19 protein-coding genes are annotated in these 16,554 nt (G+C 37.2%); 15 read left to right on the forward strand and 4 right to left on the reverse strand.

The features are described from left to right. From DWY89_RS07585 to DWY89_RS07630, 11 genes are all read left to right on the forward strand, one after another. The coding region (locus DWY89_RS07585; protein ID WP_118524567.1) for a radical SAM mobile pair protein B at positions 1–693 on the forward strand (693 nt) is incomplete at its 5' end. Positions 694–1,118: 425 nt separating this feature from the next. Beyond that, positions 1,119–2,372, forward strand: coding sequence for an ATP-binding protein (locus DWY89_RS07590; protein WP_107001346.1), 1,254 nt, complete (start codon positions 1,119–1,121; stop codon positions 2,370–2,372). Between the two features lie 612 nt (positions 2,373–2,984). Then, positions 2,985–3,746 carry a hypothetical protein gene (locus DWY89_RS07595; RefSeq protein WP_118468489.1) on the forward strand — a complete coding sequence of 254 codons (762 nt, stop codon included), beginning with the start codon at positions 2,985–2,987 and terminating at the stop codon, positions 3,744–3,746. A gap of 165 nt (positions 3,747–3,911) precedes the next feature. Further along, the gene (locus DWY89_RS14445; protein WP_207663374.1) at positions 3,912–4,118 is read left to right on the forward strand and encodes a recombinase family protein; all 207 of its coding nucleotides are present in this window, start codon (positions 3,912–3,914) and stop codon (positions 4,116–4,118) included. Continuing rightward, positions 4,112–4,615 (forward strand): recombinase family protein, encoded by a 504-nt coding sequence (locus DWY89_RS07600; RefSeq protein ID WP_207663375.1) that lies wholly within the window; start codon positions 4,112–4,114, stop codon positions 4,613–4,615. The genes DWY89_RS14445 and DWY89_RS07600 overlap by 7 nt, the downstream gene beginning before the upstream one ends. A 236-nt stretch (positions 4,616–4,851) precedes the next feature. Continuing rightward, positions 4,852–5,355 carry a helix-turn-helix domain-containing protein gene (locus DWY89_RS07605; RefSeq protein WP_118524568.1) on the forward strand — a complete coding sequence of 168 codons (504 nt, stop codon included), beginning with the start codon at positions 4,852–4,854 and terminating at the stop codon, positions 5,353–5,355. 51 nt (positions 5,356–5,406) lie between these two features. Next, complete coding sequence (locus DWY89_RS07610) at positions 5,407–5,592, forward strand: DUF1778 domain-containing protein (RefSeq protein ID WP_118468590.1); 186 nt, start codon at positions 5,407–5,409, stop codon at positions 5,590–5,592. Further along, positions 5,579–7,597, forward strand: a complete 2,019-nt coding sequence (locus DWY89_RS07615; RefSeq protein WP_118468485.1) for a HaeIII family restriction endonuclease — start codon at positions 5,579–5,581, stop codon at positions 7,595–7,597. The genes DWY89_RS07610 and DWY89_RS07615 overlap by 14 nt, the downstream gene beginning before the upstream one ends. A gap of 13 nt (positions 7,598–7,610) precedes the next feature. Continuing rightward, complete coding sequence (locus tag DWY89_RS07620; RefSeq protein ID WP_118468484.1) at positions 7,611–8,075, forward strand: hypothetical protein; 465 nt, start codon at positions 7,611–7,613, stop codon at positions 8,073–8,075. Positions 8,076–8,096: 21 nt separating this feature from the next. After that, a complete protein-coding gene (locus DWY89_RS07625; RefSeq protein WP_118468482.1) occupies positions 8,097–8,303 on the forward strand; it encodes a hypothetical protein in 207 nt (68 codons plus the stop codon). Beyond that, the gene (locus DWY89_RS07630; RefSeq protein WP_118468480.1) at positions 8,303–9,004 is read left to right on the forward strand and encodes a hypothetical protein; all 702 of its coding nucleotides are present in this window, start codon (positions 8,303–8,305) and stop codon (positions 9,002–9,004) included. Before DWY89_RS07625 ends, DWY89_RS07630 begins: the two co-directional genes overlap by 1 nt. 397 nt (positions 9,005–9,401) lie before the next feature. Here the strand turns inward: DWY89_RS07630 and DWY89_RS07635 are convergent, their stop codons facing one another. From DWY89_RS07635 to DWY89_RS07645, 3 genes are all read right to left on the reverse strand, one after another. Next, a complete protein-coding gene (locus DWY89_RS07635) occupies positions 9,402–11,033 on the reverse strand; it encodes an IS66 family transposase (RefSeq protein ID WP_118468478.1) in 1,632 nt (543 codons plus the stop codon). Positions 11,034–11,330: 297 nt separating this feature from the next. Further along, the gene (gene tnpB, locus DWY89_RS07640; protein ID WP_118468476.1) at positions 11,331–11,693 is read right to left on the reverse strand and encodes an IS66 family insertion sequence element accessory protein TnpB; all 363 of its coding nucleotides are present in this window, start codon (positions 11,691–11,693) and stop codon (positions 11,331–11,333) included. Further along, entirely contained in the window at positions 11,683–12,051 is a 369-nt protein-coding gene (locus DWY89_RS07645; RefSeq protein WP_118468474.1) for a hypothetical protein, read from the reverse strand. Before DWY89_RS07645 ends, tnpB begins: the two co-directional genes overlap by 11 nt. Positions 12,052–12,233: 182 nt before the next feature. Here DWY89_RS07645 and DWY89_RS07650 point away from each other — a divergent pair, with 182 nt between their 5' ends. After that, positions 12,234–12,899, forward strand: coding sequence for a hypothetical protein (locus DWY89_RS07650; protein ID WP_118468472.1), 666 nt, complete (start codon positions 12,234–12,236; stop codon positions 12,897–12,899). 164 nt (positions 12,900–13,063) lie between these two features. On the opposite strand, the gene DWY89_RS07655 is transcribed toward DWY89_RS07650, so the two are convergent. Continuing rightward, entirely contained in the window at positions 13,064–13,561 is a 498-nt protein-coding gene (locus DWY89_RS07655; RefSeq protein WP_227589495.1) for a hypothetical protein, read from the reverse strand. Positions 13,562–13,815: 254 nt separating this feature from the next. Between DWY89_RS07655 and DWY89_RS07665 the strand changes: the two genes are divergently transcribed. The 3 genes from DWY89_RS07665 to DWY89_RS07675 are packed head-to-tail and all read left to right on the forward strand — an operon-like array spanning position 13,816 to position 16,217. Next, on the forward strand, positions 13,816–14,700 hold the full coding sequence (locus DWY89_RS07665; RefSeq protein WP_147352818.1) for an endonuclease/exonuclease/phosphatase family protein: 885 nt from the start codon (positions 13,816–13,818) through the stop codon (positions 14,698–14,700). Positions 14,701–14,704: 4 nt separating this feature from the next. Then, positions 14,705–15,145 (forward strand): hypothetical protein, encoded by a 441-nt coding sequence (locus DWY89_RS07670; protein WP_118468468.1) that lies wholly within the window; start codon positions 14,705–14,707, stop codon positions 15,143–15,145. A gap of 49 nt (positions 15,146–15,194) precedes the next feature. Beyond that, positions 15,195–16,217 carry a hypothetical protein gene (locus tag DWY89_RS07675; protein WP_118468466.1) on the forward strand — a complete coding sequence of 341 codons (1,023 nt, stop codon included), beginning with the start codon at positions 15,195–15,197 and terminating at the stop codon, positions 16,215–16,217. The last annotated feature ends 337 nt before the right edge of the window (positions 16,218–16,554 follow it).

The raw sequence follows: 16,554 nt of genomic DNA on the forward strand, positions 1-16,554 counted from the left end.
AATCCGAAGAAATATGCCGGACAGCGGGTGGTCATCGGTTCTGTGACAGATGGCTACAATCCACAGGAGGAGCAATTCGGGAATACCAGAAAACTTCTGGAGCAGCTGATCGGCAGTGACGCAGATATTCTGATCTGCACAAAGTCGGATCTTGTGGTACGGGATATTGATCTGCTGAAGAAGCTTGGACGTGTAACCGTTTCATGGTCGATCAACACACTAGATGAAAATTTCAAGAACGATATGGACTCTGCTTCGAGCATTGAGCGCCGTATCTCTGCTATGAAGCAGGTATATGAAGCCGGTATCCGTACAGTCTGTTTCGTATCCCCGGTATTCCCCGGTATCACGGATTTTGAAGCAATCTTTGAGCGGGTAAAGGATCAGTGCGATCTGTTCTGGCTCGAAAATCTCAATCTTCGAGGCGGTTTCAAAAAGACAATTATGGATTATATCGCCGGAAAATATCCTGATCTTGTACCACTTTACGACGAGATCTATAACAAGCATAACCGCAGCTACTTTGAAGCACTTGAAGTAAAAGCTGAGGAAATGGCCAAGAAGTATGAGTGCCCATTTGTGGATAATGAAATGCCTTATGGCAGAGTCCCGCAGGGACATCCGGTGATCGTAGATTATTTCTATCATGAGGAAATCCGAGGGACAGAGAATACAGGAAAAAGAAATCGTTAATCTAAACGAAAATTAAACTGATGATGGTGGAGAGATTTATTTATCGCCATTTGAAATCGAGAAGTTCTTGTTTGAAAAATAGAGAAATTGTAAAATTGAAGAAAAAAGAAATGCACAGTTCTTAGCTTATCGGGAACTGTGCATTTTTGTAAATAAATACTTTTAATTAGCCGATACACACAAAAGATTGGAAAGTCATTTGGAAAAGCAGAGGATAACGCACTTACTATAAGGCATTTACTCATGCTCAAATTGGAAAAACATTGTTTCACCAATTCAGGAATCTTTGGGCAATCAGTATAGAAAGAAAGTTTATTTATGAGCACACAACAAAAAGTAATCAAAAAAGCAATCGTAAAAAAATACAATTGCTTTTTTGCGCATTTCTGCATATAATATATAAGACAGAAATGGAGGCGATTGATATGCGTGAAACAAGAACATTAGAGTTCAAGGAAACGATTACCAACACTTTTTTAAAAACAGTCAGTGCTTTTTCAAATTATGACGGCGGAACCATCTTTTTTGGAGTGGATGATGATGGAAATATAAAAGGTTTGCCGGATGTAAAACAAGCCTGCTTGGATATTGAAAATAAAATCAATGACAGCATTACACCGCAGCCGGATTATACGCTTGAGGTACAGAATAATGACCAGACGATAAAGCTTACTGTGAAAAGCGGATTACAGAAGCCGTATCTATATAAATCGAAAGCATACAAGCGGAATGATACAGCAACGATAGAAGTAGATACTCTGGAATTTTCAAGGCTTGTATTGGATGGAAAAAATATTCGATTTGAAGAATTGCCTTGCAAAGATCAGGAGCTGTCCTTTGAAATTTTACATCGTAAGCTGAAAGAGACTGTCCGGATTGAAAATTTTGATAAGGACACACTGAAGACATTGAACTTATATGACGATGTAAATGGATTCAATAATGCAGCAGGGCTTTTGGCAGATAAAAATCATTTTCCGGGAATCGATATTGTCAAATTTGGAGAAAATATCAGCATCATTCAAAAGAGATCGACTTTTGAAAATATATCGGTTTTAGAGGTTTATGAAAAGGCAATCGATGTATTCAGAGACTATTACCAATATGAAGTAATACAAGGTGCTGATCGAAAGAAGATGGAAAAAGTACCGGAAGCTGCTTTCCGGGAAGCAATCGCCAATGCTCTGATTCATAGAGTGTGGGACGTGAATTCGCAAATCAGAGTTTCGATGTTTGATGATCGAATTGAAATAGTTTCTCCTGGCGGATTGCCGTCTGGAATCACAGAGGAAGAATATCTGTCTGGTAAACTTTCTGTTTTAAGAAATAGAAATCTTGCCAATGTATTTTACAGATTGGGATTTGTAGAGATATTCGGAACGGGAATTACAAGAATAAAACAACTGTATGCAGAAAGTTTGATAAAACCGGATTTTGAAGTTTCAGAAAATGCGATAGAAATTGTGCTTCCGATATTTGAAAAAAATGCGGATCTGACAGAAGACGAAATCGTGATCTATAAACTTTTAAGCAAGACGATGTTGAAGCCAATCAGCGAAGTTGCACCATATGTACCTTTCGGTAAATCAAAGACAATAAAGCTGCTAAAAGAAATGTGTCAAAAAGGTGTGATTGCAGTGGAAGGAAAAGGCAAAGGCACAAAATATATCATTAGATAAGACTTTAATTTCCAAAGTAATGTTTCGGAAATTAAAAAAGCAGAAGGTTCATTTGCATTAGGTGCAGTTAATTGTGCAATGGCTTCCTGCACAAATCATGAGAGAGATTGTACTTCTGGATAATTTGCGGCGGAACTTATGCGTTTACAAATGGTGTACTTACGTTGACTTCGTGCCATAGTTGGGCACCTCCTTATTCTCTTGATTATACTATGAAATCCTTGAGAATAGGCTGTCAACTTTATTTATACACCATCAAAAAGAGTGAGTGCGGTATAACACTGGGAGAAAAAATAGGGCTGCTGTACGAGTGGTAAAATTTACAGCCATTTGTACAGCTTTTACCTACTAAGAGTAAGAAATAATATGCTAAGATATATCGAGATAGGGTTCTAAGGAGAAATAGATAGAACCCTTGTAAATACAAGGAAAATAGAGGTTATACCAAGCTATGCGAGAAAAAATAAAAGTGCTCATGGTTTGCCACGGCAGTCTATAATAAAATGGTTAGAATGTAGTAAAATAGGGCTTTTGAACATTTTGTAATTAAGTTTTTACCTATGATTTACTTATTTTGTTTTAATAAGTATATGAAAAGAGGAATTTAGAGAGATGAAAGAAATTTTACTAAAGATATTTGATAGTGAGATAATGTATTATGTGGTAATACCTATAGTTATAGTTCTGTTGGGATGGGTAAAAAACGAGCGTGATCTTAAGGAAAAGAATAAAGAATTGGGGTATTGGATGCTGAAATGTAGAAAAATACCAACTTTTCCAGATATTATAATAAAAATTTATAAAATGATGGCGATAAATTTGCTGATTACACTTGTGGCTAAAAAAATGCTTTGTTATTGGAAAGGTGTGGTTTTTTCATATATTATTTGTGGAATTTGGTATTTAGGAATCAATGCTATAATCACTTTTAGAAATTGCAAAAGTTATAATAGTAAAATTGAGTTTTGGCAGGATGGTAAGCTAAAGAGGAAACTTGTAATTACACTTTACTTAATATATGCAATTTCTTTGTTGGCAGATGTTTCGAAAAAATACTCTTGGATAGTAGAGGGTATATTTATTATATTGTTAATGGTTTGGATAATCTGTTTGCTCAATTATTGTGATGTGGCTTTCATTTTGGATAATAGATATGCGGATATTTATGTAAAGGGGAGTGAAAGGGCTCAATTTGCCGAGGCTGGAAGTATAAGGAAGCATGGAGAATGGATAATTGTAAACAGATATGTAAATGGGTATGATGAAGAAATAAGAATTAAAGAAAGTGATATAGTTAGGATTGATTACTATGGTGAACCAATGATTACGGTTGAGAAACGTAATTTATTTTCCAAAAGACGGAGTAGTGAATAAATGGAATATACATATAAGAAATTTTGCTATTAAAAAAAGTATCTATGAAAGTTGATGGTTTCTAGTTATTTTAAGAGGGGTTAATAAAATAGTTGTTATCCAGTTTAATAACCGGAAATGAAATTGCTGTTATAAAATAAATTTTTATAACGGAGGTTCGGTTACATGGAAAATGTATATGGCTACATAAGGGTGTCAACAGAGGGACAGGTCAAACAAGGATATTCCCTAGCGGAGCAACGTGCGGAAATTGAAAAATATTGCAGTTCCAAAAGTTACAACTTGGTAGGAATATTCAAGGACGAGGGTATCAGCGGAGCGAAAGCCAACGAGGACGAAATGAGCATTGAGCGTGGCGGTCAGACTTGGTAAAGGTTCTGCTACACAGAGAACTCAAAAAGAACAATGTGGATATTAAAGCGATTGACAGACCGAATTATTCAATCTACACGCAAAATCCAAACGAAATTTTTGTAAATGGGATGTTTGAACTTTTGGATGTGTATGAGCGGTTGGAGATAGCATTGAAATTAAAACGTGGACGATTGCAGAAAGCCAAGGGCGGTGGTTATGCAGGTGGTGGCGCTCCGTTTGGTTATGAGAGTCTGCGTGGTGACAAAAAATTATATGTAAATGCAACAGAGGCAAAAGCGGTACGGAGAGTATTTGAGATTAAGCAGAGTTTTCCAGATATGACGCTGAAAAGCATAGCAGAGTTTATGAAAATGGAAGGACACAAGGGCAGAAAAGGTGCTGACTTTAACGCTATGCTTGTGAAGCGTATTCTTGATAAAGAGAATTTTTATAGAGGATATTACAATTACGACGGTATTGAGAGCGTGGGAGAGTATGAACCGTTACTTTCATAGAAAATAATATGTGTCTTGACATTGCTATCATTTTGGAAAGATTGCAGTTGTTATATGATAAATTGTAGGAGCAGAAAAAACGTGGAACGGACTGTTGATAGGAAATTGTACTGACAGCAAAAGTAGAAGAATAGCAGTGGGCAGGAAAGAAACAGCATTCAGAAGGGCATGGATGGTATTACATAGTAATTAGAAATTTTGAAAAAAATGTGAGCAGGAAGGAACGTGCAGCGAATATGGAAACATTGGAAAAGGTTTGGGTTCTATATGACGAGATGTTTTGTGACGAATTATCCATAAAGCTACTATATCAGAAGAAAGATTCAATTAGCGAGTTCGTGGATGAAAATGAAAATCCCATTAGCAAAAGTGTAGTAGCAGTCTGGATTATGGAGAACTATTACAATGACAGAAAATTTGTGGAGTACTGCAAAGAGAGAAAAGGGAAAATACTCGAAACAGCGGAGCAACTGTATCAATATAATGAGGAATACAGAAAGAGCGTAGATGAAGAAAGATTGTATCTGCTGTATCTGATTGGCATAGCGGTTACAAAAGTTGCAAATACTTTTGGAGTAAGTCGGCAGACAGTATATAGCAGAATTAAAAACTTTGAAGAAAACAGATATATAAAAGTTTTCACATTACTCCGACTAATCTGTAATTGGATTAGCCGGAGCTTTTTATATTCCAGTATTAAATGCTACAAAAGAACGCCTGTTTGTGCAACAAAGTATTGACAATGACATACTATAGAAGGTAGAATGATGAGTAGTCGGAGGTGTCAAATAGTGAAAAAATCAATATCAATAAGCATACGAGTGAGCGAAGAAGAATTAGATAAATTCAAGCAGGCAGCTAGATTAGAGGCATATGCTTCGTATAGCGAATTTGTACGAAGGACAGCACTTATCGAGGCAGCGAAAATAATAAAAAAGAACGAGAATGAAGGAGCAAAATTCGATGAATGTAATTAGCTTGTTTAGTGGTTGTGGAGGACTTGATTTAGGATTTGAGAAAGCTGGATTTAATATACCTGTAGCGAATGAATTTGATAAAACAATATGGGAAACGTTTAAGGTCAATCATCCTAATACACATTTAATAGAGGGGGATATCAGACAGGTTACAAGAGATGATATAGCACAATATATAGATGGAGAAGTGGATGGCATCATAGGGGGACCGCCTTGTCAGTCATGGTCGGAAGCAGGATCTCTTAAGGGAATTAAGGATGCAAGAGGTCAGTTGTTTTTTGATTATATAAGAATATTAAAAGAATTCCAGCCAAAGTTTTTTTTAGCGGAAAATGTAAGTGGAATGCTTGCAAATAGACATTCAATTGCGGTTCAGAATATTTTAGAATTATTTGATGAGGCAGGATATGATGTTTCTTTTACATTGGTTAATGCTAAAGATTATGGTGTTGCAGAAGAAAGGAAAAGAGTATTTTACATAGGGTTTAGAAAAGATTTGAATATAGACTTTGGTTTTCCGAAGGGGTCCACTAAAGATGATTCTAAGAAGATTACCTTACGTGATATAATTTGGGATTTGCAGGATATGGCAGTTCCTTCAGGAGAAAAGAATCGACATAATCCAAAAGCGATAAATAATAACGAATATTTCACAGGTGCTTATTCACCTATATTTATGAGTCGTAATCGTGTTAAAGGCTGGGATGAACAAGCGTTTACAGTTCAGGCATCTGGACGTCAATGTCAGTTACATCCACAGGCTCCTAAGATGGTAAAAGTTGGAACTAACGATTGTAGATTTGTAGAAGGAAAAGAACATCTTTACAGAAGAATGACAATTCGTGAAGTTGCAAGAGTACAGGGATTTCCGGATGATTTTAAATTTATATACAATGATACAAATACTGCATATAAAATGATTGGTAATGCTGTTCCAGTGAATTTAGCATATGAGATTGCTACAGCAATAAAATTGTATCTTGAGGGAAAGGGTACGGCTGTTGAAATTGATAGAGATGCTATTGATGCTAAGGAGGTTAATGAGAAAAAAGTGAGTACAAAGAGTAATGATCAGGGTAGAGCATATGAATATGCATGGATTCAAACTTTATATAAGGCAATAGCTGAGTTAAGGAAAACAAGAATTGTTGAAAATTCAAGTTTGATAGCAAATGAAAAAGCATGGTCTTTAATGGATGAAGATATGCAAGAAACATTTATGATATCTGCTGGAGCTGCAGTTAATACAGTATTAGAACTTGAGCCAAGAATGGCTGAAATGGATAATGATGAGCTTACTCTTGAATTCCAAAAGGATGGTCAAGGCATAAAAGGTGATGTTAGAGATATTGTAATAAAGAGAAAAGATATTGAATGGGAGATTGGCTTAAGTATTAAGCACAATCATGATGCGGTTAAGCATAGCAGATTAAGCTATAAATTAGATTTTGGAAATGAATGGTTTGATATGCCTTGTTCTGATGAATATTGGAATGCAGTTGAACCAATATTTAACTTTTTAAAACAGGAAAAAGATAATGGCACAAAGTGGTCTGAAATTGGGAACAAGAGTCAGAATGTGTATATCCCATTGTTGCAGGCTTTTATTGATGAAGTGAATCGAGCAAATGAGAAAGACAATACAATGCCAAGAAAAATGATTGAATATTTAATTGGAATTGAAGATTATTATAAAGTTGTGAGTAAGGATAGCAAGAGACTTACAATGATTCATACATTTAATATGCACGATACGTTGAATAAGCCTGCAAAGAACAAGGTATCTGCAATCACAGTACCTATTGTGAAATTACCTACAAGACTTGTAGCACTTGAATTTAAGCCTAACAGTGATAATACAGTAGAAATGTATCTCGATAATGGTTGGCAGCTTAGTTTCAGAATTCACAATGCAAGTACAAAAGTTGAACCAAGTCTTAAGTTTGATGTTCAGTTTATTAGTATGCCAATAGAAGTTCTTAATATAGAATGTAAGTGGAATTAAGGCGGTAGCGTAAATGAGAAAAATGCTTTTAAGCTTCAAGCCGGAGGTATACGAGAAAATAAAGTCTGGGAAGAAAATATTTGAACATAGAAGAAATTTCCCGGATGAGCCAATCATGGCATATATGTATGTTAGTTCGCCCGTTAAGGCAGTTACAGGTATAGTATATTTAGGTAAGCGACATCTATTATCTGACTGGAGAGAAGAGTTTAAAAATGATAAAGATGCTGTTGCACGTATTGAAAAATATCAAGAATCATATCGATACGCTATGGAAATTGATGAATTTCAAGAAACCACAGAGATTTCACTTGATGATTTAAGACATGCCGTTCCGGGATTTGTTGCACCGCAGATGTACATGTATTTGGATGGGACGGAATTATTGGAATATATTAATAAACATATAAAAATACAAAAAGTGCATTTGATACATAGCTTTAATAGAATTGCATCTGAGCAGATTTGTGTTCATTAATTATAAATAGGAGAATGTGATATGTCGATTAACATTGGTGATAATAATAAAATTAAAAATGCTAATATTGCGGAAAGACTTGAGATTAATGATGATCAATCTGTTAAGAAATCATTTTATGAAAAGCATCCTGTAATATGTGGATTCCTGATTTCTTTAGTGGCGGGGATTGTATTATTATTTTCATTCTGGGATAGAATTGTAAATTTGATAGAGGGGGTGTTTTAATGCCAAAAAGTAAAATTATCAAGGAACTTGCAAACGGGACTGTGGATACGCTTATAGCACTTAAAAGAACAAAGGTGTTATTAACTGGGTTTGATAATGTTGAATTAAATACTTGGATTAATAATGAGATAACAGGATATCCTAAGGATGCAAAGATACCTACATATAGAATAGTACGTGGAAGTCTTATGGGGTCATATTTTAAAGGTTCAATGGCATCACATATGACATGGAATCATGTTTCAATTCCATTAGGAAAGATGCCGGAAGATTTACAGGATTCTTTGCTAAATGTTAGTTTTCGAGAGGGAGTAGAAGCATTAAGACAACTTGTGGAAAAATGTGATTCATCAAGTATACAATTAGGAAAACAGATTAATGCAGATTTTTTTCCAGTAATAGTACACTATAATAAAGATCCATATATGATGATTACATCGGCAATGGTTGAAATCTCAAGTCAATGTATTCATAATATTTTATCTACCATAGAAAATAGATTACTTGATGCTTTGATTCTTTTGGAAAAAGAGTTTGGAGTATTAGATGATTTAGACATAGATATAGACTCAAAATCTAAAGATGAGAGAATAGAAATAGTTAAGCAATTACAAGTAATAATATTTAACGACAATAGCGTAAATATTGGAGATGGAAATAGAATAAAAGAATCTAATATCGCATCCAGTATACAAGAATAATATAGTTTGATTGGAACAACTGTAAATAAAATTTGTCAGTTATTTAAGCCAAGAAGAATGTGAGGAATATTTTAAAAAATAGTGGGGTATCCAAATCTCTACAGTATTTCTGCCTGAAGACCGATGGTCCCCTACGTGCGAATTTTCGCAGAATTAAACAGGGGGATACCCACAGAATCCATATTATATGAAAATTCCCATAGAATACCGCTTCTTTAGCCGATTTTGTTTTGCCGGATAGTACCGAAATACGCATAAAAACCGTGTGTAAAACAATAGAAAAAACACAGTTTTTATGCGTATTTTTTTGCAGAAATATAATCAGAAATACCTTGCTATTCGTAAACGCTCCATACCAAGTACCCTATAAGCTAAAAGCCGCTTCCGCGGCTCTACTTCATTGCTTTTTCGGTTTTCTGACAACGTCCGGCAACTTTTTCGACCATGGAAGCAGGTCATCTAAGAATGACCGGTCGCTGTCATCCATGCGCTTGGGGATCCCTGTCAGAAGGTGTTCAAAGTATTCGTATGGTTTTAGGTTATTCGCTTTTGCCGTCTCTGCGATGCTGTAAATAATCGCGGATGCTTTCGCACCATTGATCGTATCGATCATCTGCCAGTTCTTCTTTCCAACACAGAATCCGCGGATCGCGCGCTCAGAGGCGTTATTATCCATAGGGACATCCCCATCTGTCAGGAAAACCCGGAGATATTTTTCCTGATTTAGAGCGTAACTGAAAGCATCCTTCAGCTTTTCTGTTCCGACCTCGCTTTCATGCTGCTTTAGGTACACGAACAAAGCGTCTACCAGTGGCTTTATAGCCACCTGACGCTGGGAAAGCCGTTCTTCCGATGAGAGCTCCTTTAGCTTTCCTTCTTTTCTGTAGATCGTCTGGATCTGCTTTAAGATCAGATAGGATGCGGATTCTTTTTGGCGTTCTTTCGGTACTACTGCAAGCGCTTCATCAAAGCGCCTGCGGGCATGGACCCAGCACCCGGCTATCGTCAGGTCTTCATGCTCTTTTTCCAGTGTATGGTAGACCTGATAGCCATCCGTCACGCAAATGCCGGAATAATTCTTTAGGAATTCCCGGGGATGAGAGGCATTTCTTGTCCGCTGATACTCATAAAGGATGATCTGTTTTTCCGGATACATGTGGTCAGAACGGTACACCCACATATAACTCTTGGAACCGGCACTGCGACCATCCCGTTTTACCAATACCGGTGTCTCATCAGCCTGGATGACATGATAGCTGTAAAGTAGCGAATGAAGGTGATCATACAAAACGGCGAGATATTCTTCTCCCAGCCGGATCATCCAGTTCGCCATGTTCTGCCTGGTTATGGCAAGGCCATATCGAAGGAATTCCTGTTCAAGGCGATAAAGAGGGACCGCGTTTACGTATTTTCCATTCATGACCGCAGCAGCGAGCGAAGCGGATACGGGGCTTCCATGAAGCAGGCTTTTGGGATGCTTTGCTTTTATCATGTGCCCGTCTGTTTTGCTGGCATATACACCAACATGGTGCTCATCCACCTCGACTTTTGCCGGAATGAAACGATATCTGCGTGTAATAGCATCTGGAAGCTGTTTCCAGCCGTTTTCACCGAATTCTGCTGTTAATTCTTCTTCGGTCATGTAGTGGTCGATCCGATTTGTAGGAAGCCCGGACATATCCTGTGCTTTCTTACCGGTTGCTTTTTTTCTGCGTTCCGGTGCCGGCTCCAGAGTCTCTGGTTCCGGTGCCTCCAGATCACAGACAGCTTCGGCTTCATTAAAAAACACAATGGTTCCATCCACTTCAGCAAAACGGAGCTGCTGGGCATCCTCCATTTTTTCAGAGGAACGTCCAAACCGGTTCTTATTAGCCAGGATCAGCTGTTCCATCATTGCCTGCATCTTCGTATCCAGGGAATGCAGGTCGGCACTGACCTTTCCTAACTGTTCCTGTTGATTCAAAAATAACTGGATCAGCATAGATTTATCAAAGCTGTTTAACTGTTCTTCTGTGAACTTCATCGTCATGGCAGGAACTCCTTTTCTCAATGAGTCCATTGTACCAGATCTGTACGTTTTCTGCCACTTGGCGCCTGTTTTCCTTTCGGCATAATGACGGTGGATAACAGTACAGAGCACCTGGGATAGCTTTTCAGGATTCCAGATGTTCTGTACTGCTATCCACAGATTCAGAACGATTTTTCTGCCCGAAACCGTGTGGTTTGATTCCTGCGGACTGAATTCTGTGGATAAGCTTTATGAAACGGAAGAGATTCTTTTTTCTTCTGTGAAATATGGAAATTTTTTCTCCATAATGCACAAATGTTACATCAATCTTTTAGGCGGATCATTTGGCCTGATCGGATGTTTGGGGAGAATTTCAAGCCCTTGCATCAGCATCGTATACTGTTCCGGGGATATTTCCAACGCCTCTTCTACGGAACGTGGCCAGTTGAAGGCACCGTTGCTCAGTCTCTTGTAAAGAAGTAGGAACCCATCCCCTTCCCATAAGAGTCCCTTGATCCGGTCCGTCTTCTTCCCGCAGAAAAGAAAGAGCGTATTTTTATCATACGGATCGAGCTGAAACCGGAACCGGATGATCGTTGCGAGACCATCCATTCCTCTCCGCAGATCGGTATAACCAGCTGCAAGATAGATCTTTTTCAGACCTGTGGCGTCATTCAGCATTAGACAGAACCTCCAGGATACACTGAAGCATATCTTTAGAGACAGGATTATAAATTTCAAGTGCCAATCCTCTGGAATTTCGCAAAATAGCTGTCGGTTTTAAGCTGCTGTCTTCCTGGGGCAGAGCTTTCTCTGTCGGCTGAGGAAGTTCCACAAACGCCGGTTCTGGATTGTAGACCTCCAAACATGCTTTGCGGACTCTTTTCAGACGATAATAATAATTCGCTTTTGTGATGCCATGCTCACTGCACCAGGTTTCTACTTTCATATCTGCAGGGCGGTTTTTACAATCCTGGATCTGTGCCGCCCATTGCTGCAACCGAACCTGTTCAGCAACTAAACTTGTTTGACTGCTCATAGCTAGACCTCCATAGGCGGTCAAAAAAGTTGAGTACTTAACTTTTTTGACTCTGTATAGTGTGAGACTATTATGGCAGAAAAAGGAGTGGAGGAACAGGTACTTGCTATGGAGCGTTTACTGCTATTCTGTGCCGTCAGAGTGATATATGTACTACCGAAAAAGAAAGGCAGGTACATATTATGAAAAATGGAATCAGATTTACACTGAAACCAAAGCAAAGACCGAAGCTGGCACAGAAGATTGGCAAAATACTTGGAACAGCACCGAATTATGAGCGGGTGCCAAGCTGTGCATACGATATTGCAGGATACCGACTGGACAAAGAGGGCGTGCTGCACATCCCAGAGGGAGTAGCGGTAGAAATGGTAGAACACTTAATTCGGCAATTACGAGAGTGTGGTTTTCAGGATGATGCGGAATTTACTGAAGAAGTCCCAATGCAGCAGGACAAGCTCACAATAGCAGTTCCGAGAGCATGCCTTACGGATACGGCATTGGAAAATCTACAGAAGATCATAACAAATAAGCAGACGCTTTTCCAAAAGGCATTTCAGACGGACAGCACCGAGGTTGAAATCACAGAGGAGAAAATTAACTTTGCATGGTTTCCATATACGGAAGATGGTGACGAGATAGCAGCATACACGCAATTTATCACAGGACTGTGTGATATGGCAAAAGATGCAAAAAGAGTATCATCAAAGCCGACCGAAACAGACAATGACAAATATGCTTTCCGATGTTTTTTGCTCAGGCTTGGCTTTATCGGAAATGAATATAAGACAGCAAGGAAGATTTTGCTTAGAAATCTGACTGGAAATTCAGCATTTCGTTATGAGAAATAAGGATAAAATCACACTGGGGTGTCGGTGCGGACCAATGCCCTTTTTCTATGAAAAATCAGTTGGGGCAACTTGTGGCAGATGATTTAGCTTATTCTTATAGAGCCTATATAGAAAATAACCTATATTACTTGCCACATCTTGCCCCAGTGTGAAAACAGCCGTGGTCACGCCCAGAGGTTGTCATTTTCTTCCTGTATTTTTCTGTGATAAGCTGTGCGGGATTTTCTGCGGTTTCGTTCCTTTTTACATTCTGGATTGTCACAGTATTTCTGACGGTTTCCGTTCTTGATGAATAGGCGGCCACAGCACTCACAGGTGGCAACACCAACCCGGTCCGCATAAGCAATCGGATAATCCGTAGGGATAGATACATATTGCGACAGGGCGAATCGGGCAGCATCGAATACAGAGTGAAAATCCGGCATGACCTTCAATTCTCCATTCTCATCTAATCCGAGCTTCATGGTTACTCCACTCATTTCATTCAGGTAAGCAGATATTTTACCGAGATGTTTCTGCATAGGAAATGAATTAAAATCTGCAAATTTATTTGTCCATGTGATCTGTGCAAGTTCTGCAGAAACATCAAGCTGTTCCAGACATTTTTTGAACATAAGGACAACAAGAGTGTCACGGTACAGTTTTTCTAAATCATCTCTCATCTCTTTTACAGCGAAAGTAAAACTTCCAAGAATATTGGTAGACACATCCCAATATTCTGCATCTTTATCTATACCCCATTTATACACATATCGGATTTGACGATGCTGAGGAAGAACTGAAGCGAATGGAAGACTTCGGAAAGGCACAGGCGGAGGTTGAACAGAAGAAGGAGAAACCGATGTCGCAGAAGATGTTTAAGGTAATTTGATATAGAAGATAGATAATGCTCCGGCTTGGCTGGGGCGTTTTTTCTATGGAAAAAGAAATAATCTATTGGTATAATATAATTGGAAGTTTATATGAAAAAGAGGTGAGAATAATCAAAATTCTATTTTGGAACATATATAATAAAAATCTAATTAGTCCACTAATTGATATGATAAAGGAAAATCAATTAGATATAGTTTCTTTGGCTGAAGCTGAAAATTTGGATATAACTGCAATATTGAATCATCTCAAATTAAGTGGTAATGAATGGAACGATATTCAGATTAGCCCGCAAAATGATATTAGAGTGTTGGCAAAGAAAGAAATTAAGATTATTCCATATAAAGAAGATGGGCATTATTCCATTTATAAGATAAAAAAATATGATAAAGTTGATTGTCTATTAGTAGTTGTTCATCTTTTGAGTAAAAAGACAAAATCTAATGAGGCACAATATAACCGTGCGAATGACATAGCTAGGGAATTGAATAAATATGAACAAGAATTTTTTGAAAATAATGAAAAACGGACAATTATAGTAGGGGATTTTAATATGCAACCATATGAGGCTGGAATATGTAGCGGTTATGGTTTTAATGCAACAATGTCAGCTAGTCATGCGGCTAAGAAAACTAGAAAAATTGATGGGAGAACAACATATCTTTATTTTAATCCTATCTGGGCTTTAATGGGTGCAAATAAATTAGTTCAAGGTTCTTACTATAATTCAGGAGACAAAGATGACCATGCAATATACTGGTATTCATTTGATTCAGTATTATTAAGACCATGTTATATTGATAAGTTTAACTGGGACTACTTTGAAATAATAGAAAAGACAGAGAATCACAACTTTGTTCCCAATACAACAATTGATAAAGAAAAATATTCTGATCATTTGCCAATAAAATTTGAAATTATAGGAGGATGAAAATATGGCTATAGATTTATGGGGATTTAAAAATGTAAAAGATTTGGAAAAAAATACTAGCGACTTTCCAGAAACAATCTTAAAAGAGCAGATATCTGCATTAGGAGATAAAACGGGATTTGTGCTTTATGGAAAACCTATTTATATGAAAGTGACAAATCATGAAGTTGAATATGGTGCAGCAACAATATTTAATGTAATAGTTCCGGCATTGGATGACTATAGTAAGACAGTGCTAATTATGTATTCTAATTTTGAACAGAATTATCCAGTTGCGATTTCAGTAGGGAAATCTTTCTCTGAGGATATGGATTTTTTTTGCCCGCAGTATGAATGTAAAAATATAGATGAATTTAAAGATGCATTGAAGAAAATCCTCAGTTCAGATGAAGTTATGGAAACCATTAAAACATTATATTCAAAGGCTAATATGTTGGGAAATTAAGCAGCATTAGTTAGCTCATTTATAATGGCTGCAGATAGGAGGTTATCAAATGTCACTTCAAGATATTTTACCATATAGATTACCGAATCATGTAGGAAAGCGTTTGATAGATCCGCATGTGGTCATTGTAGGTGCAGGTGCATCTATTGCTGCTTGTGAGATAGATAAAAATGGAAAGAAAGTTCCATTATTAAAAAATATACACAACATTCTTGGCCTTACGGATGAATTGAAAAAATATAATTTTTCGGATGAACAGATGGAGGATTTTGAAAAATTATTTTCTGATATAAATGGAAAAACTGAGTATAGAGATTTACAGAAAAAATTAGAATATGAAGTGTGCGATTATTTTAGCAAATTGCAGATTCCAGATGAACCAACATTATATGATTATTTGATTTTGTCGTTGACTGAAAAAGATGCAATAATATCATTTAACTGGGATCCATTTTTGATGCAAGCATATAAAAGAAATATATGTGTTGGGAATTTACCTGAGTTAATATTTCCGCATGGTAATGCTGGAGTCGGTTTGTGCTATGAGTGCAAAATAAAAGGGTATGCAAATTGTCTTTGTCCGAAATGTTTTAAAGAACTTGAGCAAATGCCATTGCTATATCCTATAGGAAAGAAAGACTATAATAGCAAGCCGATAATTGTTAATGAATGGAATTTGGCGAAATCTGTGTTGTCTAGGGCGGCGGGGATTACAGTATATGGTTATGGTGCTCCTGTTACGGATGTTGAAGCGGTGGAATTGATGAAATCAGCCAATCATTTAAGCCAGATGAAAGATATTGCTCCATTTACAATTATAAATTTGGCAAAAAATGAAGGTGAGCAGAGAAAAAAATGGTCTGAATTTTATGATGTAAAAATGTTTCTGTATTGTAATAAATTTGAAGAAACAATGCTGTGGAAAAATCCTAGAGTGAGTTTGGAAGCCTTGTTTGATGCGATTCTTCAGCAACAACCAAGAAGTGAAGAAAAGTCATTTAGAGAATTTTCAACGCTAACAGAGTTACAAGAATTTGTTAAGACCATTACAGAGTTTGATATGTGTATTTAAAATCCTTAGTAGTAAGCCTACCTCGTTTTACTACTAATTTTACTACTAACAGCCCGCAACAACTTGCTCCATCTTGCCCTATTTTGCCAAGATGCCATCCCAAACACACATTCTACAAATCCCCGGAATCCCTTGCAAAACAGGGCATTCCGGGGAAAATCAAGGAGAAATAAAACAATGATAAAAGTATTATTCATCTGCCACGGCAGGATTTACCGGGCATGATGAAAAGTCTCAAATCGTCTCATAAGCCCCGTTTTTAAGCGTTTTTTGTGCTTCAGTCTCAAATTTACCAAAGATTTACCAATATTTCTGGAGAGCCAGACTTGCAAAAAAA

Source organism: Clostridium sp. AF27-5AA, from assembly GCF_003478415.1.
Taxonomy (GTDB): Bacteria; Bacillota; Clostridia; order Lachnospirales; family Lachnospiraceae; genus Otoolea; species Otoolea fessa.

Coding starts and splice junctions, on each gene's coding strand:
- DWY89_RS07590 (WP_107001346.1), top strand. CDS start 1,119: ATGCGTGAAACAAGAACATTAGAGTTCAAGGAAACGATTACCAACACT.
- DWY89_RS07595 (WP_118468489.1), top strand. CDS start 2,985: ATGAAAGAAATTTTACTAAAGATATTTGATAGTGAGATAATGTATTAT.
- DWY89_RS14445 (WP_207663374.1), top strand. CDS start 3,912: ATGGAAAATGTATATGGCTACATAAGGGTGTCAACAGAGGGACAGGTC.
- DWY89_RS07605 (WP_118524568.1), top strand. CDS start 4,852: ATGGAAACATTGGAAAAGGTTTGGGTTCTATATGACGAGATGTTTTGT.
- DWY89_RS07615 (WP_118468485.1), top strand. CDS start 5,579: ATGAATGTAATTAGCTTGTTTAGTGGTTGTGGAGGACTTGATTTAGGA.
- DWY89_RS07620 (WP_118468484.1), top strand. CDS start 7,611: ATGAGAAAAATGCTTTTAAGCTTCAAGCCGGAGGTATACGAGAAAATA.
- DWY89_RS07625 (WP_118468482.1), top strand. CDS start 8,097: ATGTCGATTAACATTGGTGATAATAATAAAATTAAAAATGCTAATATT.
- DWY89_RS07630 (WP_118468480.1), top strand. CDS start 8,303: ATGCCAAAAAGTAAAATTATCAAGGAACTTGCAAACGGGACTGTGGAT.
- DWY89_RS07635 (WP_118468478.1), bottom strand. CDS start 11,033: ATGACGATGAAGTTCACAGAAGAACAGTTAAACAGCTTTGATAAATCT.
- tnpB (WP_118468476.1), bottom strand. CDS start 11,693: ATGCTGAATGACGCCACAGGTCTGAAAAAGATCTATCTTGCAGCTGGT.
- DWY89_RS07645 (WP_118468474.1), bottom strand. CDS start 12,051: ATGAGCAGTCAAACAAGTTTAGTTGCTGAACAGGTTCGGTTGCAGCAA.
- DWY89_RS07650 (WP_118468472.1), top strand. CDS start 12,234: ATGAAAAATGGAATCAGATTTACACTGAAACCAAAGCAAAGACCGAAG.
- DWY89_RS07655 (WP_227589495.1), bottom strand. CDS start 13,561: ATGAGAGATGATTTAGAAAAACTGTACCGTGACACTCTTGTTGTCCTT.
- DWY89_RS07665 (WP_147352818.1), top strand. CDS start 13,816: ATGGAAAAAGAAATAATCTATTGGTATAATATAATTGGAAGTTTATAT.
- DWY89_RS07670 (WP_118468468.1), top strand. CDS start 14,705: ATGGCTATAGATTTATGGGGATTTAAAAATGTAAAAGATTTGGAAAAA.
- DWY89_RS07675 (WP_118468466.1), top strand. CDS start 15,195: ATGTCACTTCAAGATATTTTACCATATAGATTACCGAATCATGTAGGA.